The sequence below is a fragment of the Actinacidiphila glaucinigra genome (genome assembly GCF_900188405.1).
GTDB lineage: Bacteria > Actinomycetota > Actinomycetes > Streptomycetales > Streptomycetaceae > Actinacidiphila > Actinacidiphila glaucinigra.
The window spans coordinates 88,049-105,245 of sequence record NZ_FZOF01000001.1; the positions used below are offsets into that span (position 1 = coordinate 88,049).

The 17,197-nt window shown below is 74.5% G+C and carries 15 protein-coding genes and 1 pseudogene; 11 read left to right on the forward strand and 5 right to left on the reverse strand.

Annotation, left to right across the window (positions count from 1 at the left end):
- Positions 1-75 precede the first annotated feature (75 nt).
- From CHF15_RS00450 to CHF15_RS00465, 4 genes are all read left to right on the forward strand, one after another.
- Positions 76-981, forward strand: a complete 906-nt coding sequence (locus CHF15_RS00450) for a cupin domain-containing protein (protein WP_089221552.1) — start codon at positions 76-78, stop codon at positions 979-981.
- Entirely contained in the window at positions 978-2,276 is a 1,299-nt protein-coding gene (locus CHF15_RS00455) for a beta-ketoacyl-[acyl-carrier-protein] synthase family protein (RefSeq protein WP_089221553.1), read from the forward strand. The genes CHF15_RS00450 and CHF15_RS00455 overlap by 4 nt, the downstream gene beginning before the upstream one ends.
- Positions 2,273-3,526 carry a beta-ketoacyl synthase N-terminal-like domain-containing protein gene (locus CHF15_RS00460; protein WP_089221554.1) on the forward strand — a complete coding sequence of 418 codons (1,254 nt, stop codon included), beginning with the start codon at positions 2,273-2,275 and terminating at the stop codon, positions 3,524-3,526. The genes CHF15_RS00455 and CHF15_RS00460 overlap by 4 nt, the downstream gene beginning before the upstream one ends.
- Before the next feature lie 134 nt (positions 3,527-3,660).
- Complete coding sequence (locus CHF15_RS00465; RefSeq protein ID WP_089221555.1) at positions 3,661-3,945, forward strand: hypothetical protein; 285 nt, start codon at positions 3,661-3,663, stop codon at positions 3,943-3,945.
- Between the two features lie 138 nt (positions 3,946-4,083).
- On the opposite strand, the gene CHF15_RS00470 is transcribed toward CHF15_RS00465, so the two are convergent.
- Entirely contained in the window at positions 4,084-4,377 is a 294-nt protein-coding gene (locus CHF15_RS00470; RefSeq protein ID WP_089221556.1) for a hypothetical protein, read from the reverse strand.
- 61 nt (positions 4,378-4,438) lie between these two features.
- Positions 4,439-4,714: a chaplin gene (locus CHF15_RS00475; protein WP_089221557.1), complete on the reverse strand. Its 276-nt coding sequence runs from the start codon at positions 4,712-4,714 to the stop codon at positions 4,439-4,441.
- A 173-nt stretch (positions 4,715-4,887) separates the two neighbouring features.
- Here CHF15_RS00475 and CHF15_RS00480 point away from each other — a divergent pair, with 173 nt between their 5' ends.
- Entirely contained in the window at positions 4,888-6,441 is a 1,554-nt protein-coding gene (locus CHF15_RS00480) for a S8 family peptidase (protein ID WP_089221558.1), read from the forward strand.
- A gap of 57 nt (positions 6,442-6,498) precedes the next feature.
- Here the strand turns inward: CHF15_RS00480 and CHF15_RS00485 are convergent, their stop codons facing one another.
- Both CHF15_RS00485 and CHF15_RS00490 read right to left on the reverse strand, forming a co-directional pair.
- Positions 6,499-6,852, reverse strand: coding sequence for a chaplin (locus tag CHF15_RS00485; protein WP_089221559.1), 354 nt, complete (start codon positions 6,850-6,852; stop codon positions 6,499-6,501).
- 334 nt (positions 6,853-7,186) lie between these two features.
- Positions 7,187-9,085: a glycosyltransferase family 2 protein gene (locus CHF15_RS00490; RefSeq protein ID WP_245938608.1), complete on the reverse strand. Its 1,899-nt coding sequence runs from the start codon at positions 9,083-9,085 to the stop codon at positions 7,187-7,189.
- A gap of 245 nt (positions 9,086-9,330) precedes the next feature.
- On the opposite strand from CHF15_RS00490, the gene CHF15_RS00495 reads away from it, so the two are divergent.
- The 4 genes from CHF15_RS00495 (at position 9,331) to CHF15_RS00510 (ending at position 13,020) form a co-directional block, all read left to right on the forward strand.
- Positions 9,331-10,107 (forward strand): IclR family transcriptional regulator, encoded by a 777-nt coding sequence (locus CHF15_RS00495; RefSeq protein WP_089221560.1) that lies wholly within the window; start codon positions 9,331-9,333, stop codon positions 10,105-10,107.
- Positions 10,104-10,967 (forward strand): SMP-30/gluconolactonase/LRE family protein, encoded by an 864-nt coding sequence (locus tag CHF15_RS00500; RefSeq protein WP_089221561.1) that lies wholly within the window; start codon positions 10,104-10,106, stop codon positions 10,965-10,967. The genes CHF15_RS00495 and CHF15_RS00500 overlap by 4 nt, the downstream gene beginning before the upstream one ends.
- Positions 10,968-11,105: 138 nt before the next feature.
- Positions 11,106-11,816, forward strand: a complete 711-nt coding sequence (locus CHF15_RS44295) for an SCO2400 family protein (protein WP_143681500.1) — start codon at positions 11,106-11,108, stop codon at positions 11,814-11,816.
- Between the two features lie 196 nt (positions 11,817-12,012).
- Positions 12,013-13,020: an NADP-dependent oxidoreductase gene (locus CHF15_RS00510; protein ID WP_089221563.1), complete on the forward strand. Its 1,008-nt coding sequence runs from the start codon at positions 12,013-12,015 to the stop codon at positions 13,018-13,020.
- Between the two features lie 74 nt (positions 13,021-13,094).
- Here the strand turns inward: CHF15_RS00510 and CHF15_RS00515 are convergent.
- A pseudogene (locus CHF15_RS00515) lies at positions 13,095-13,597 on the reverse strand (TetR/AcrR family transcriptional regulator); the annotation flags it as partial.
- Positions 13,598-13,766: 169 nt separating this feature from the next.
- On the opposite strand from CHF15_RS00515, the gene CHF15_RS00520 reads away from it, so the two are divergent.
- Positions 13,767-16,280, forward strand: coding sequence for a glycoside hydrolase family 3 protein (locus tag CHF15_RS00520; RefSeq protein ID WP_089221564.1), 2,514 nt, complete (start codon positions 13,767-13,769; stop codon positions 16,278-16,280).
- Positions 16,281-16,646: 366 nt separating this feature from the next.
- On the forward strand, positions 16,647-17,195 hold the full coding sequence (locus tag CHF15_RS00525; protein WP_089221565.1) for a hypothetical protein: 549 nt from the start codon (positions 16,647-16,649) through the stop codon (positions 17,193-17,195).
- Positions 17,196-17,197 lie beyond the last annotated feature (2 nt).

Genomic DNA, 17,197 nt, shown 5'->3' on the forward strand with positions numbered 1-17,197 from the left:
TGTTGGAGGTAGTACCCCCATGAAACCAGTGACGGAACGTCAGCCCGGCCACCGCGCCGCGGAGGTGCGGACCCGATGACGATGCACACCGAGAACGAGATCGTCATCGACGCACCCCTGCGGTACGTGTGGCTGCGGACCAACGACGTCGCCGGCTGGCCCACCCTCTTCAGCGAGTACGCCGAGGCCGAGATCATCTCCCGGGAGGGCGACACCACCCGCTTCCGCCTCACCATGCACCCCGACGAGAAGGGCCGCGTCTGGTCCTGGGTGTCCGAGCGCACCGCCGACCCCGAGACCCGCACCGTGCGGGCCCGGCGATTGGAGACCGGCCCCTTCGAGTTCATGAACATCTACTGGCAGTACGAGGAGCTCGGCCCCGAGAGCACCCGTATGCGCTGGCTGCAGGACTTCCGGATGAAGGTGGACGCGCCCGTCGACGACGAGGGCATGCGCCAGCGGATCAACAGCAACTCCCGCGTCCAGATGCAGCTCGTCAAGGACCGCCTGGAGTCCCGCCGGATCCGTCCCGTCGGCACCCTGGACACCCACGCGGACACCCGCCGCGGCGGCGACATCCGCACCCTGCTGACCACCGCCTCGGTCGGTACGACGGACGGCTTCTGCGGCATGGTCACCGTCGGCCCCGGTGAGGCCGTCGCCGAGCACTACCACCCGTACTCGCAGGAGCAACTGGTCGTCGTCGAGGGCGAGGTGCGGGTCGACCTCGACGGTTCGCCGCGCAGCGTCGCCGCCAACGAGGCCCTGCTCGTGCCGCGCGGGGTCCGCCACCGGCTGGTGAACACCTCCGACGCCGTGGCCCGCGCCGTGTTCTTCCTGGCCCCGCTGGCGCCGCGCCCCGAACTGGGGCACGTCGACACCGAGACCCGTGAGCAGGCCGCCGCCGTCGCACGCGCCGCCACCGCGGCGGGCCCGGCGACGGAGGGCCCGCCGCCGGGCCGCGAACTGGTCGACCGGTGACCGCGGGCCGTACCGCGCGCAGGGTGGTGGTGACGGGCGTCGGAGCCGTCGCCGCCGGCGGCGTCGGGCGGGAGGCGTTCTGGGAGCGGATCGTCGGGGGCAGGCCGGCGATCCGCCGGATCACCCGCTTCGACCCCTCGCGGTACCGCTCGCGGATCGCCGCCGAGGCCGACTTCGACCCCCTCGCGGCCGGGCTCACCCCGCGGGAGATACGCCGCAACGGACGGTTCGCCCAGTTCGCGCTCGCCGCCGCGGCCGAGGCGCTCGCCGACAGCGGACTGCGCACGGAAGCCGAGGACACCGACCGCTTCGGGGTCTGCCTCGGCACCGCCGTCGGCGCCACCGTCACCCTGGAGGACGAGTACGTGGTCGCCAGCGACGGCGGCCGGCACTGGGAGGTCAGCCCCGACCACGGCATGCCCTTCCTGCACCGGGCGATGCACCCATCCTCGGCCGCCGCCGAACTCTCGCTCCGGCACGGCCTGCACGGCCCGTCCTCGGTCGTCTCCACCGGCTGCACCTCCGGCGTCGACGCGATCGGCTGCGCCTTCCGGACGCTGAGCGACGGCGAGGCCGACGTCATGCTGGCGGGCGCGAGTGAGGCGCCCATCTCCCCGGTCACGGTGGCCTGCTTCGACGCGATCCGCGCCACCACCGCCTTCACCGGCGATCCCGAGCTGACGCCGGCACCCTTCGACGCCCGGCGCGACGGCTTCGTGCTCGGCGAGGGCGGCGCCGTGCTCGTGCTGGAGGAACTGGAGCACGCCCGCGCCCGGGGCGCGTCCGTCTACTGCGAGGTCCGCGGCTGGGACAACCGGACCGGCGCCTACCACATGACCGGTCTGCGCCCCGACGGCTACGAGCTGAGCGAGGCGATCATCTCCGCCATGTCGGAGGCCGGCATCGCTCCCGAGCAGCTCGACTGGATCAGCGCCCACGGCTCCGGCACGGTGCAGAGCGACCGCTACGAGACCGCCGCGTACAAACGCGCCCTCGGCGAGTACGCGCGCAAGGTCCCGGTGAGCTCCGTCAAGTCCGTCATCGGCCACTGCCTCGGCGCGGCGGGCGCCCTGGAGATGGCCGCCTGCGCCCTCGCCGTGCGGCGCGGGGTGATCCCGCCGACCGCCAACCTGCTGCGGCCCGACCCGCGGTGCGACCTCGACTACACCCCGGTCCTCGCCCGCGAACGGCGGGTGCGGCACGCGCTGTCGGTGGCCTGCGGCCTCGGCGGCTTCCAGTCGGCGATGGTCTTCTCGGCCCCGGAGCCGGACCCGGAACGGGAGGCGGAGGCATGACCACACGCGCGGTCATCAGCGGGCTCGGGGTCGTCGCCCCCACCGGCGTCGGCGCCCGCCCCTACTGGCGGGCCACCGTCGCCGGGCGCAACGGCATCCGGCCGATCGGCAGGCCCGACGCGAGCCGCTCCCCGGTCGTGCTGGCCGGGGAGGTCACCGGGTTCGACGCCGCCCGCTTCATCGACGACGAACTCCGCGCCGAGACCGACCGCTGGACCTGGTTCGCCCTGGCCGCGGCCGAGATGGCGCTGGCCGACGCGGCGCTGCGGCCCGCCGACCACCCCCCGTTCCACCTGTCGGTGGTGACCTCCAGCGGCTCCGGCGGCAACGAGTCCGGCCAGCGGGAGACCCACGCCCTGTGGGCGCGGCAGCCCGGCGAGGCCGGCGCCCACCAGTCCATCGCCTGGTTCCACGCGGCCGGCGCCGCCCAGATCTCCATCCGGCACGGGCTGACCGGCGGCTGCGGCGTCGTCGCCGCGGACGGCGCGGGCGGCCTGGACGCGCTCAAGCACGCCTGGCGGCGGCTGCGGCGCGGCGGCAAGGCCGTGATCGTCGGCGGCACCGAGGCGCCGCTGTCGCCCTTCGCGCTCGCCTGCCAGTCGACCCTGCCCACGGTGCACCGCGGCACCGACCCCGAACGGGCCTACCTGCCCTTCAGCCCGCACGCCTCGGGTTTCGTCCCCGGGGAGGGCGGCGCCCTGGTGGTCCTGGAGGAGAAGGCGCACGCCGCGGAGCGCGGGGTACGCGGCTACGCCGAACTGCTGGGCCACGCCGCCACGCACGACGCCCACCACCACACGGCGCCCGCAGCCGACGGCGTCCAGCTGGCCCGCGCCGTCACCACGGCACTGGAGCAGGCCGGCCGCGCCCCCGAGGACGTGGACGTGGTCTTCGCCGACGGCGCGGGCGACCCGGCCGGGGACGCGGCCGAGGCGGCGGCGCTCCGCCGGGTCTTCGGCGACCGGCTGGCGCAGGTCCCGGTGACGGTGCCCAAGGCCGGCGTCGGCCGGCTGACCTCCGGCGCGGGCGCCCTGGACGCGGTGACCGCGGCCCTCGCCCTGCGCACCGGGATCGTCCCGCCCACCCGCGGCGGCGACGCGGGGGCCGCCCGCGAGCGGTACGGCCTCCGCCTCGTCACCCGCTGGACGCGGCCGGAACGCCTGACGACGGCCGTGGTCCTCGCCCGCGGGACCGGCGGGTTCAACAGCGCCGTCGTCCTGGGGTCGTTGGACGCGGACTCCTCGTATTAGCGGCGCGCCCTACGGCCTGGGAGTGAAAGAGGGGGAACCTGGAGCAATGGCCGTCACGTCCACCCGGTGGGGGGCGTTGCTCCTGGTGTCGGCGTCCGGAGGACGTCGTTGAACCCCCAGAGGAGAAACTCCCCATGCTGAAGAAGGCTCTCGCCTGCGCTTCACTCGCCGTCGCGGCCGCCGGCGCCGTCGCCCCCGCCGCCGTGGCCTCCGACACCTCGGGCGGGAACTACTCGCAGAACGTCAACCTGATCCCGCACCCCTGCCTGGACGTGAAGCGCATCTACGCCCTCAACCCGCTGGCGATCGACCTGCTGACCGAGACCAGCGGCCAGCAGTGCAACGAGAAGTCGAAGGTCGTCGACGGGCACAAGTCCGCGCTGTCGGACCTGATCGACGCCGGCGCCTACCAGAACTGACGTACCGGGCGACAGGGCCCGGCCCCACGGAACTCCGTGGGGCCGGGCCCTTCTCCTGTGTGTCTTCTGTGTGCGGGCGGGAACGAGCGGCGGCCGCCCCCGTACGCCGGGGGCGGCCGCCGTGGATCCCGCCCGGAATCAGTTCTGGTACGCGCCGACGTCGGCGAGGTCGGACAGCGCGGACTTGTGCCCGTCCACCACGCTGGACTTCTCGTTGCACTGCTGGCCGCTGGTCTCGGTCAGCGCGTCGAGCGCGACGGGGTTGAGGGCGTAGACGCGCTTCACGTCCAGGCAGAGGTGCGGCAGGACGTTGACGTTCTGCGAGTAGTTCCCGCCGTGGACGTCGGAGGCCTGGGCGGTCGGCGCGAGGGCCGCGGCGCTGCCGGTCGCGGCCACCGCGAGGGTGGCGCAGGCGAATGCCTTCTTCAGCATGTTGCGGAGCTCCAGAATGAGGTGCGGACGGATGGCGGGGCGCCCGGGGCGGGCGCCGCCGTCAGACGTTGAAGCAGGCGTTGCCGGCCGTGGGGTTCAGCAGCGCGCCGGCGTTGATGCCGTTGCCGCAGATGTTGACCGGGATGTTGACCGGGATCTGGATGACGTTGCCGCTGAGGACGCCCGGGGAGCCGACGGCCGCAGCCTCGGCCGAGGCACCGCCGCGGTCGTGGTGGCGGTCCTTGCCGCCGTCGCTTGCGAGGGCGCCACCCGCGCTGCCCATCACCGCGACACCGGCCGCGACGGTCAGAACTGCGGCCTTCGAGAGACGCTTCACGAGCTCTTCCTTTCCTTGGGTCACTGACGTGCGGACTGGACAACGACACTCAAGGCGGGGCGGATGCGGCGCGTCACCCGAACAGCCGCCGGAACCGGGCGTCCGGGATGGTGAGCTGATAACCAGAAACCTGGGGGGCCATCAGATTGCCTACCGGTCAAGGAGCTCCGCGGATGCGAACCTCTCTGCGGCGGACCGCCACCGCCGCCCTGATGACTGCCCTTCCCGCCGTCGCCCTGGCGGCTCCCCTCCCGAGCGCGGCGGAACCGCTGCCCGGTCCTCCCGGGGCGATTCCGGACCAGTACATCGTGACCCTGGACCACGGCACCGCGCCGCAGACCGTCCTCGGCGGGCTGGGCGTCCAGCCGCTCTTCACCTACCGGCACGCGCTGGCGGGCTTCGCCGCCCGGCTCACACCGGCCCAGGTGCAGCGGGTGCGTGCCGCGCCCGGCGTCGACGAGGTGGAGCAGGACGCGGTGGTCGCCATCCCGCTCGGCGAGGACGCCCCGGCCGACAGCGACCTGGAACCCCCCTACCCCGGCGACGTCCCGGGTGAGCCGACCGGCCCCGTCGACTTCCCGCAGAACACCGCCGCACCCGGGGCACCCGGGGCACCCATGCCGGCGGGTCCGGGTCCGGCGGTATCGGACCCGGCGGTGTCCGGCCCGGCGGTGTCCGGCCCGGCGGCGCCGGATCTGACGGTGCCGTACCTGGCGGAGCCGGAACCGGCCGCGCCCGGGGAGGCGGCGCCCGCGGCGCCGGGGGAGTCCGTCGCCCCGAGGCCCGGCACCAAGCCGGTCCCGGTCCCGTCCCCGATCCCGCAGACCGTCCCCGGTACGGCCGTGCCCTCGGCGCCGGTGCCGGACTCCTCCGGGCCCCGGTCGAAGGGGCTGCGCGGCATGGGCGGGTTCACGCCCTGGGGCCTGACCCGGATCAACAACCGGGCCCTCGGCGGCTCCGGCTTCCAGGTGCGGGCCACCGGCGCCAAGGTCACCTCGTACATCGTCGACAGCGGCATCGAGTTCTCCCACCCGGACTTCGGCGGCCGCGCCGTGCCGGGGTACGACGCGATCGGCGACGGCCTGGACGGCGGGGACTGCAACGGCCACGGCACCCATGTGGCGGGCGTCGTCGGCGGCGGCTACACCGGTGTCGCCCGCAAGACGACGCTGGTGTCGGTGCGGGTCTTCCCGTGCGTCGGGCGGACCTCGAACTCCGCGGTGATCGCGGGCGTCGACTGGGTCGCCGGGCACGCGAAGAAGCCCGCCGTGGCGAATCTGTCGCTTGCCGGGCGCTGGTCGCAGGCGGCCAATCGGGCCGTCGAGGGTCTGGCCAAGGCCGGGGTGTTCCCGGTGGCCGCGGCCGGGAACGACAACCTCAACGCGTGCTTCGTCTCGCCGGCGAGCTCGCGGACGGCCTTCACGGTCGGGGCGATCGACCCGGAGGACCGCCGCGCCTGGTTCAGCAACTGGGGCACCTGCGTGGACATCCACGCACCGGGCACGGGCATCCTGTCGGCGTACCTCAACGGGAGTTTCCGCGACATGGACGGCACGTCGATGGCCGCCCCGCACGTCACCGGGATCGCCGCCCTGTACAAGGACACCCACGGGGACGCGTCCTTCGAGGCGCTCAGCGCGTGGCTCACCGGCCACGCCGTCCGCAACGTGCCCATCGACGGCGGCTACGGCACCGCGCGGCTGTCGGCCTACACGAACGGCCTGTGACATGGCGGGGCCGCCGGAGGAGGTGCCCTCCGGCGGCCCCGGGGTGCGACGGGAGCGTCAGCCGTTGATGCAGACGTTGCCCGCGGTCGGGTTGAGCAGGCCGATCGCGTTCAGGCCGTTGCCGCAGACGTTGATCGGGACGTTGATCGGCACCTGGATGACGTTGCCGCTCAGGATGCCGGGGGAGCCGACGGCGATGGCACGGGCGTTGGCACCGCTGCGGCGGTTGCCGTAGCCGTAGCCGTCGAAGCCGTAGCTCTTGCCGTAGCTCTTGCCGTAACCCTTGCCGTAGCCGTGGCCGCCGCCCTTGCCGCCGCCGTCGTATCCGCTGGCGAGGGCGGTGGTGGCGGAACCGAGGACGAGGGCACCGGTGGCGACAGTCAGGGCGACAGCCTTGGAGAAACGCTTCACTTGTGTTCCTTTCGGACTGGAGGGGACCAAAGGTCGTGATCTGATCAACGACCCAATTTGTCCATGGATGCGCATGATCACCCGAATAGTCGTACCGGATTCTGACACCGCGTGACGATTCGTCGGTTCTCCGGGGCGCGGGCGGCGTCGCGATCCGCCCCGGCGCCGCCCGCGTGGACCTCCTCGGTGAATGCCCCGGCCCCGGTGGCCGCCCCGCTTCAGGTGTCCGCCCCGGCTTCGGCGGCCGCGGGGGACGGCGAGGGCGAGGCCGGGAACAGGCGAGGACGGCCGCCCGGTGGCGGCCGTCCTCGCTGCTTCGGTTCTCGCGCGTCCCTCAGCGCCGCGCCAAGTGGCGCCTCACCGCCGCGATCCGGGTGGACGCGCGCTGCCTGGGCGCGCGGTGCCGGCCCCGGGTCGTCGGGGCCCGCCGTGCGGACAGGGCGCCCGCCACCTGGCGCCGCAGCACACTGCACCGCCAGACCAGCAGCGGGACGAGGGCCGTCAGCAGCGCGATCGCCGCCCAGGTGAGCATCGCCGCGTGGGTGTGGCCCAGCCGGAGCGAGGCGAGCAGCGAACCGGCGAACAGGGCCGCCCACAGCAGGTGGACGCGGAAGGTGGCGAGCCGGTCCGGGCGGGCCGGGTCGCCCGCGGCGACCGGGCCCGGCGTGCGCCGCAGCGGTGTCGTCACGAGGGCGAGCACATAGAGGGGGGAGGCCACCGCGGACATCACCGTCCCGGCGACGCCGAAGGAGCCCCTGGGCCGGTGGGGGCTGACGTTGCGTCCGCGGTTGCCCAGGCAGAGGGCGACCCGGAACGCGACGGCGGTGCCGTGGAGGGTCAGCCACACCGCGGGGTCGACGGGGGCCACGGAGGCGCCGAGTCCGGCGAACAGGACGCAGGCGAGCGCGGTGAGGAGCCAGCCGAGGCCCGCCAGGGGGTAGTGGGCGGCCGCCAGCGTGTAGGTGAGCAGGCTGCCCGGACGCAGCTTCCACGGGGCCTTCCAGAACTGGCGCAGGACCGCTTCGCAGGTGCCGCGGCTCCGGCGCCGCTGCTGGTCGAAGAAGCCGGACCAGGAGGACGGCCCCTCGCCGACGGCGACCACGTCCGGGGTGTGCACCGAGCGCCACTTGCGGCCGGTGGCGGGGTTGCGGCGGCCGTGGATCTCCAGCCCGGTGGCCAGGTCGCCGGCGGCGGAGTCGTACAGCCCGCCGGCCTGCCGCAGCGCCGAGACGCGGACGACGTTGGTGGTGCCGCTGAACAGGGCGGAGCCGTAGCGGTTGGCAGCCCGCTGGGCGGACGCGTCGACGAGGGACCGGTGGCTCTCGGCGGCCCTCGTCACGGCCGTGCCGCGGCTGCCGTGGCCGCCGTGGACCTGGGGGCCGACGACGAAGGCGACGTCCGGGTCGTGGAAGTAACCGAGCATCCGCTCCAGGTAGTTGGGGAGCGGCACCCGGCCGGTGCCGATGGAGGCCGTGAACTCGTAGTCGTCGCCGTGGGCGTCGAGCCAGGCGTTGTGGCCGCCGTGCCGGGCGCCGGCACGGAAGGCGCCCTTGGGCTGGTTCCAGCGTTCGACGCCCTTGCGGGTGAAGTGCCGTACGCCCATCGCCTCGCAGAGCCGCCGGACCTCCGGGTCGTCGTCCTCGTCCAGCAGCCACACGTCGACGGGGCCGTCGTGCCGGACGCGCACCGCGCCCTCCAGGGCGGCCCGCACCCGCACCAGGGACTCCTCACCCGGGGCGGAGGAGGTCAGCAGGGCGACCCGCGTGCCCGGTGCCGGGGCGACCGGGACCGGGTCGCGGGCGACCAGCGTGGCGTGGGCGTGGGACACGACGGCGACCAGCCGGAAGAGTGCGACGAGGCCGAGGCAGACCAGCACCGTGACGTCCGCGACGTGCGCCCACTGCGGCACGGCCGCACGGGTCGCCCAGTGGCGGGGCTGCAGGAGCCAGGCCAGGACGCCCAGCGAGGCCAGGGGCGCGGCGGTGAGCAGCAGCCAGGTGCGGACGCGGTGTCCTTCGCGGGACATCAGGCTGCGGTACCTGACCTGGTACAGCACCCCCGGTCGCGGCGGGTCGTTGAGGGGCCCGGCGAGCGTGCCGTGGCGCGCGTAGTCGTGGCGGCGGGCGGCCCCCGGGTCCGTGCCCGGCCGGTCGCCGTCGCCGGTTGCCGGGGAGGGTACGAGCCCGCCGGGCCGGGCGGGTGTCTTGCGCATGCTGCTGGGCGTGATCGTCACGGCGACCCCGTAGGAGGAGAGAGGTGAAGGAATCACCGAACGGTTGGAAAACAGTGCAAAGCACCTGATGGGCACTGAGAAACTAGCAAATGGCCCTAGAGTTGTCCGACAAGACGACAATCGGCGTGGCGTGGATGCGCGCCCATTGCCCGTTACGACCCGGCGCGGCTACGCTGCGTTCGCGATACCGATCGTTATACGGAATTTCGAACAGGCGCCGGAGAGGCCGGAGAGAGCGAGCAGAGATGGGACGTCTCGTACCCGCCGTGACCAGAGCCCTGGACATCCTGGAGCTCTTCCTCGAAGGCGACGGCTCGATGTCCGCGCCCGAGATCACCCGCAGGCTGGGGCTGCCGCGCACCACCGTGCACGAGCTGGTGACGACCCTGGCGGCGCGCAACTACCTGGTGCCGCAGCCCGGTCAGGCCGGCCGCTACCGGCTCGGCGTGCGCACGTACCAGCTCGGCAGCCGCTACGCCGAGCAGCTGGACCTCGCCGCCGAGGGCCAGCAGGTGGCCCGTTCGGTCGCGGAGACCTGCGACGAGACGGTGCACGTGGCGGTCCTGGAGGGGACCGACGTCATCTACATCGCGAAGGTGGACAGCACCCACGCGGTGCGGATGGTGTCGGCGGCCGGGCGGCGGCTGCCCGCGCACTGCACCTCCGTCGGCAAGATGCTGCTGGCCTCGCTGCCCCCCGACGACCTCGACGAACGCCTGCCCGGGGACGGGCCACTGCCCGCGATGACCGAGCACAGCATCACCACGGCCGGCGAACTGCGGCAGCAGCTGGACGCGGTGCGCGAGCGGGGCGTCGCCGTCGAGCGGCGCGAGTCCAACCCCGACGTCTCCTGCGTCGCCGCCCCGGTCCGCGACTCGGTGGGGCGGGTGGTGGCCGCGCTCAGCATCTCGGTGCCGATGATCCGCTGGAACGAGGAGCGCCGGGCCGAGCTGGAGGAGCTGGCCGTCAAGGGCGCCGCCGAGCTGTCCGAGCGCCTCGGCCACCGGGGCGGTGCGCGGTGAACGGGGTCGAACTCGCCCTGAAGGCCGAGGCGCGGCTCGGCGAGGGGCCCACCTGGGACCCGGTCGGCGCGCGCTTGCTGTGGGTGGACATCCTCGCCTCCCGGGTGCACTGGTACGACCCGGCCGGCGGCGGGCAGTCCGTGATGGCGACCGGGCAGCACGTCGGCGCGGCCAAGCCGCGAGCGGCCGGCGGCGTGGTGGTCAACCTGCGAGACGGCGTGGGGCTGTACGACGCGGACGGCGCCTTCCGCTGGCTGCACCACGACCCCGTCCCCGGGCGGCGGGCCAACGACGCGGCCGTGGACGCCGCCGGCACCCTGTGGGCGGGCACCATGCGCTACGACGAGGCGCCCGGCGGCGGGACCCTGCGCCGGGTCGGCCCGGACGGGACGGTGGTGCCGGTGCTGGACGACGTGACCGTCAGCAACGGCACCGACTGGAGCCCCGACGGCTCCCTCATGTACTACGTGGACAGCCCGACCCGGCGCGTCGACGTGTTCGACGTCGACAAGGACACCGGACTCGTAAGCGGGCGGCGGCCGTTCGCGGCCGTCGAGGAGGCCGCGGGTCTCCCGGACGGGCTCACCGTGGACGCCGAGGGCTGCGTATGGGTGGCCCTGTGGGACGGGGCGGCCGTCCGCCGCTACACCCCGCGGGGCGACCTGGACCGGGTCGTGGAGGTGCCGGTACGGCGGCCCACGGCCTGCGCCTTCGGCGGCCCGTCCCTGACGGATCTCTACATCACCTCCGCGAGCACGGGCCTTGACGCCCGGGAGCTGGCGGAGCGGCCCCTGTCGGGATCGCTGCTGGTGGTGCCGGGAGCCGGGCAGGGGATGCCCGATGTGCCGTTCGGTGGTTGATTCCGTGGTGGTTCGGGGTTGATTCGGGGCTGATCGGCGCCCTAAACCCGCATGTCCCGGGTTTCACAGAGGTTTCACGGGATCGACGGGCAACTCATATGTACGTCGTATCGGTGCGTCCCATACGCTGCCGGGGCAATGGACTACTGCGCAGCCTGCCGACGGCACATCAACGGCGCCCTTTCTTGCCCGGGGTGCGGAACGCCCGCCCACCAACTCGGTGCGCAGGGGCCTGCCGACGCGCCCGCGCAAGCATCCGCGACCGACGGCGAGAACGCCGCCGCCGAGAGCGGTCGCGCCGAACGACGCAAGGGGGCGGGGCGGGGCCCCTCGGAGGGCGCCCCGCGCCGCTCCGGCAGCCGGGCCCGTACCCGCCGCGTCCGTACCCGCCGCCGCTCGCGGCTGGTGGTCGGCACCCTGGTGGGCGCCGCCATCGTGCTCGTCGGCTGGAGCGTGGCGGAACTCCCGCTCGCCGGCTACGTGACGGGCGCGAACTCGGCCGCCGCGGACCACACGCGGACCGACGGCGCCTCCCCGAGCGCGACCTCCTCGCCCGGCGGCAAGACCTCCGGGGACCCGAAGGCGCCCGCATCGGACGCCTCGGCGTCCGAGAGCGCGAGCACCTCCGCGTCGCCCAGCGTCTCGGAGAGCGCCAAGAAGTCGCCGTCCCCCAAGGTCTCCGTCTCCGCCACGGCCAGCCACTCGTCCGCCGGCTCCGGGTCCACGGCCCCCGCCGGCGGCGCCCCCACGGCCTCGGCCCCGCCGCAGTCCGCCCCGGCCTCGCAACCCGCCACGCACACGCCGAAGCCGACACCCTCCTGCACCCGTTTCCTGTGGTGGTGCACCTGACGGGCACCCGGCCCGTCCTCCCCGGCTCCTCCGCAGATCCGCCCCGCCTCCGTCCCACCGGCTCACCGCGCCGGCCGGTTCCACCGGCCGGCGCTCCGGTGTGCGACGGGACACGCCCATGCCGATTTATTTGACTTCCTCAAACATCCAGGCTCATGGTTAGTTAAGAACCTAAAGCTTTGGAGGCGTTCCCCCCATGCCGAAGAGCCGTGAATGGCACCTGGTAGCCCGCCCTCACGGGTGGCCGAAGCCCGAGGACTTCGCGCTGCGCGAGACCGAGGTCCCCGAGCCCGGACCCGGTGAGATCCTCGTGCGCAACCTCTACGTGTCGGTCGACCCCTACATGCGCGGCCGCATGAACGACGCGAAGTCGTACGCGGAGCCGTACCGACTGGACCAGCCGATGCACGGCGGCGCGGTCGGCCGGGTCGTCGCCTCTGGAGCGGAGGGCTTCGCCCCCGGCGACCATGTGCTGCACCCCCTCGGCTGGCGCGAGTACGCCCTGGTCAAGGCGGAGAACGTGGTCAGGGTCGACCCCGGCCTCGCCCCGCTGAGCACCTACCTGGGTGTGCTCGGGATGACCGGCCTCACCGCCTACGCGGGCCTGCTGCGCGTCGCCGGCCTCAAGGAGGGCGACGCGGTCTTCGTCTCCGGCGCGGCGGGGGCGGTCGGCAGCCAGGTCGGCCAGATCGCCCGGCTCAAGGGCGCCTCCCGGGTGATCGGCAGCGCCGGCTCGGACGAGAAGGTCAAGCTCCTGGTCGAGGAGTACGGCTTCGACGCCGCCTTCAACTACAAGAACGGCCCCGTGGCCGAGCAGTTGGCGGCGGCCGCGCCCGACGGCATCGACGTCTACTTCGACAACGTGGGCGGCGAGCACCTCGAGGCGGCCATCGGCGCCCTCAACCTGCACGGCCGGGTGGCGGTCTGCGGCATGATCGCCCTCTACAACGCCACCGAGCCCGCCCCCGGCCCCCGCAACCTGTCCCGGCTCATCCAGAACCGGCTGCGCATCGAGGGCTTCCTCGTCGGCGACCACTACGACCTGCAGCCGCAGTTCGTCCAGGAGGTCGGCGGCTGGATCCGCGAGGGCCGGCTGCACTACCGCGAGACCGTCGTCGACGGGATCGAGAACAACCTGGAGGCCTTCCTCGGCGTCCTGCGCGGCGACAACACCGGGAAGATGCTGGTGCGCCTGCCCGAATAGCGGCGGACGGCAACGGGGACGAGGGGCGCGCCCGGGCGGGCGCGCCCCTCACGTGCCGGCGGGCTCCCCGTCGCGGCCACCAGCAGCGGGGCGGCCTGCTCGGGGGTGAGGCCGCCGGGCAGCGTGTCGCCGTACCGGCACGCAGGGAGTCGGCGGCCCGGCGGCGCACCCGCGTATAGCGGTCCCTGAAGTACTCCCGGGCGGGATGGCCCCCGGTGACGCTGTCGCCGGCCGGCACGGTGAAGACCTGGACGACGCCCGGCCGGGTGGCGTTGTACTCGACCAGGTCGGCCACCGTCTCCATCGGCCAGGCCGTGCCGTGCAGCGCGGCCGAGGCCATGTCCCACCGGTCGCGGACCTCGAGTACCGCGACGAGCAGGGCCTCCTTGGTCGGGAAGTAGTGGAGCAGCCCCTGCTGGGTGAGCCCGACCCGTTCCGCGACGGCGGCCGGCGAGGCGCCCCGGTAGCCGCGCACGGCGATCACTTCGAGGGCGGCCCGGACGATCTCCGCCTTGCGGACCGCACGGCCCGGTCCCCGGCCGCGGCCGCGGTCACCGTCACGGTCGTCGGCAGTCACAGGCGGGAGCCCGGGCCCGGGCGCGGCGCGCGGACCACCGAAGGCAACGAACGGGTGACGACGCCTACCGATCTGACGCCTACCGATCAACAGGGCGCGGGCCGGAGGATGGTGACCGGCCAGGCACGCAGCAACCGGGTTGTCACGTCCTCACGAAGGAGTCCACCCCATGAGCGACACCTCCGGAACCCCGCTCGACGACGCGGTCGAACACGCGCTGGGCAAGCTCGACCTCGACGCGAAGACACGGCTGCTGGCCGGGCAGGACATGTGGTCGCTGCCCGCGCTGCCCGAGATCGGACTGGGCTCGCTGGTCATGTCGGACGGGCCCATCGGGGTGCGCGGCGTGCGCTGGACCGCGGACGACCCCTCGATCGCGCTGCCCAGCCCCACGGCGCTCGCCGCCGGCTGGGACCCCGCCCTGGCCCGCCGCGCCGGGCGGCTGCTCGCCCAGGAGGCCCGCCGCAAGGGCGTGCACGTGCTGCTCGCGCCGACCGTCAACCTGCACCGGTCGCCGCTGGGCGGACGGCACTTCGAGGCGTACTCCGAGGACCCGTACCTCATCGGCGAGATCGGCACCGGCTACGTCGCGGGCGTGCAGGACGGCGGGGTCGGCACCACCGTCAAGCACTTCGTCGCCAACGACGCCGAGACCGAGCGCTTCACCGTCGACAACGTGATCGGCGAGCGCGCCCTGCGCGAGCTCTACCTCGCCCCCTTCGAGGCCATCGTCAGGAACGCCCGCCCCTGGGGCGTCATGGCCGCCTACAACTCCGTCAACGGCACCACCATGACCGAGCACCACCGTCTGCAGAACGGGGTGCTGCGCGGGGAGTGGGGCTTCGACGGCTTCGTCGTCTCCGACTGGGCGGCCGCCCGTGACACCGTCGCGGCGCTGGCCGGCGGCCTCGACGTGGCCATGCCCGGACCGCGCACCGTCTACGGGGAGGCGCTGGCCCGCGCGGTGCGCGAGGGGCGGGCCGAGGAGTCCGCCGTGGACGCGGCGGTACGCAACGTGCTGCGGCTCGCCGCCCGGGTGGGCCTGCTGGCGGGCACCCCCGCGGCGGTGCCCCCCGAGCGGATCCCCGCCGCGATCGACGGGCCCGCGCTGGCCCGGGAGATCGCCTGCCGCTCCTTCGTCCTGCTGCGCAACGAGCCGCGCGGCGAGCGGCCCGTCCTCCCCGTCGACCCCGCCGGGGTGCGCCGGATCGCGCTCATCGGCGCGGCCGCCCGCGACGCCCGGGTGCTCGGGGGCGGGTCCGCGCAGGTCTTCCCCGGCCGCGTCGTCTCGCCGCTGGACGGTCTGCGCGCGGCGCTGCCGGAGGGCGCCGCCCTGACCTACGCCGTCGGTGCCGACCCCAACGGCGAACTGTCTCCCGCCGGGACCGGGTTCGCGCTGCGCGCGGTCTGCCGGGACGCCGCCGGAGAGGTCCTGGGCACCTGCACGCTGCCCGGTGGCCATGTGCAGTGGATGGGCGGCGACCTGCCCGGCGGCGTGACCCACGACGCCCTGCGCTCCGTCGAGGTGACCGGCACCTTCACGCCCCGCGAGAGCGGCGCCCACCACTTCGGCACCCGCGGGCTGGGCGGCTTCCGGCTCGTCGTGGACGGCGCGGCGGTCTTCGACGGGACCCAGGTCGCCGGCCCGGAGTCCGGGCCCTTCGAGGGCATGTTCGGCGCGCCCGTCGAGCGGGGCCGGGTCGTGCTGACCGCGGGGGTCCCCGTCGCCGTCTCGCTGACGCATGTCGTCCCCCGGGACGGCAGGGGGCCGGTCCGGGCGGTCGTCTTCTCGCTGGTGCACGCCGAACCGCGGCGGGACGGGGACGAGTCGATCGCGGAGGCGGTCGCGGCGGCCCGGGACGCCGAGGTGGCGGTGGTCGTCGTCGCGACCACCGAGCGGGTCGAGAGCGAGGGCTTCGACCGCGCGGACCTGCGACTGCCGGGCCGGCAGGACGAACTCGTGCACGCGGTGGCCGCGGTGAACCCCCGGACGGTGGTCGTGGTCAACACCGGCTCGCCGGTGGAGATGCCGTGGCGCGAGGAGGTCGCCGCGGTGCTGATCGGCTGGTTCCCCGGGCAGGAGGCCGGCGCGGCGCTCGCCGACGTGCTCCTCGGCGCGGCCGAGCCCGGCGGCCGGCTGCCCACCACCTGGCCGGCCCGGCTGGCCGACGCCCCGGTCGCCGAGGTCGCGCCCCGGGACGGGACGCTGCGCTACGACGAAGGCGTCCTCATCGGCTACCGCGCCTGGGAACGGGCCGGTACGGCGCCCGCGTACCCCTTCGGACACGGCCTCGGCTACACCGACTGGGCCTACGAGGACGCCTCCTTCACGCCCGCGGAGGGCACCGCGGACGGCGGGCCGGACACGCTGGGCACGCTCACCGTACGTCTGCGCAACACCGGCGACCGGGCGGGGCGCGAGGTCGTCCAGGTCTACCTGGCGGCGCCGGCCGGCGAGGACCCGGCGGTCGGCCGTCCGGTCCGGGTCCTGGCCGGGTTCCTCTCCGTCGAGCTCGCCGCGGGCGCCGTGACGGAGGCCCGTATCGCGCTCGCGCGGCGCGCCGCGCAGATTTGGGACCCCTCGGAGGGTGACTGGCGCACTCTTGCGGGTACGTACACCGCCGAGGTCGCGCGCAGCGTCGCCGACCGCCGTCTCACGGTGCCGGTGGCCGTGAACGGCTGACCACACACCCCGGGGAGGTCCCTGACAGCCTCCCCGGGGTGCGGGGTCGTCGAGCGGTCCCGCCGCGTGCCGGCGCGGGGCGGGCGTGCGGTGCTGTCGGCGTGGCGGTTCGTGCTCCGCCTCCCGGGCGTGCCGGGCTGTGCACACCCGCCCGTGCCCCGACGGGGCGCGGCCCCGGGCCCGTCGTGCGCCGCGTCCGGCAGGTGCCGCGGCCCTTCCGGGGACGGCCACCACTCGGTGACGGGTCGTCAGGCGCCGCGCCGGGACGGTCCCCCGGGCGGACCCCGCCCGATTGCGGGCCGCGTGCCGTGACGTGACGCTCGTGCCAACCGCGCCCCACTCCAGGCGTCCACCCGAGGAGCAGCGATGACGGCACGAACGCGCATCCGTCCGGTCCTGGCCGGCGCGGCACTCCTCCTGGCCGGCGCGTCCGTGCTGCCGGCCGGCTCCGCGCTGGCCGGCGAAGCGCCCGCGTCCGCCGTCGCCGGCTGCTCGGTCAACGGCCGGCCGGTCACCGGCGCCGCCGTCACCGGCACCGAGGGCTTCGACGAGATCGACTGCTTGCACGGCGTCCCCGCCGGCGTGGTGGTCGCCGGAGGCGGAGGTGTGGACGTCATCACCGTCCACGGCGGCAACGCGGGGACCGTCGACGGCGGCGGCGGGGCCGACATGATCGAGATCAGCGGCGGGAACAGCGGGATCGTCACGGGAGGCGACGGGGGCGACCTCGTCGACCTGATCGGCGACGCCGACGCCAACTCCGGCACCGTCAGCGGCGGGCCGGGCGACGACGTGCTCTTCCTGAGGGCCGAGGACATCGCCGGCACCGGCGTCGTGACCGGTGACACGGGCTCCGACGTCTGCCTCTTCGACCCCGACCCCTCGGGCCTCCGGGACTGCGAGGTCATGGTCTGAGC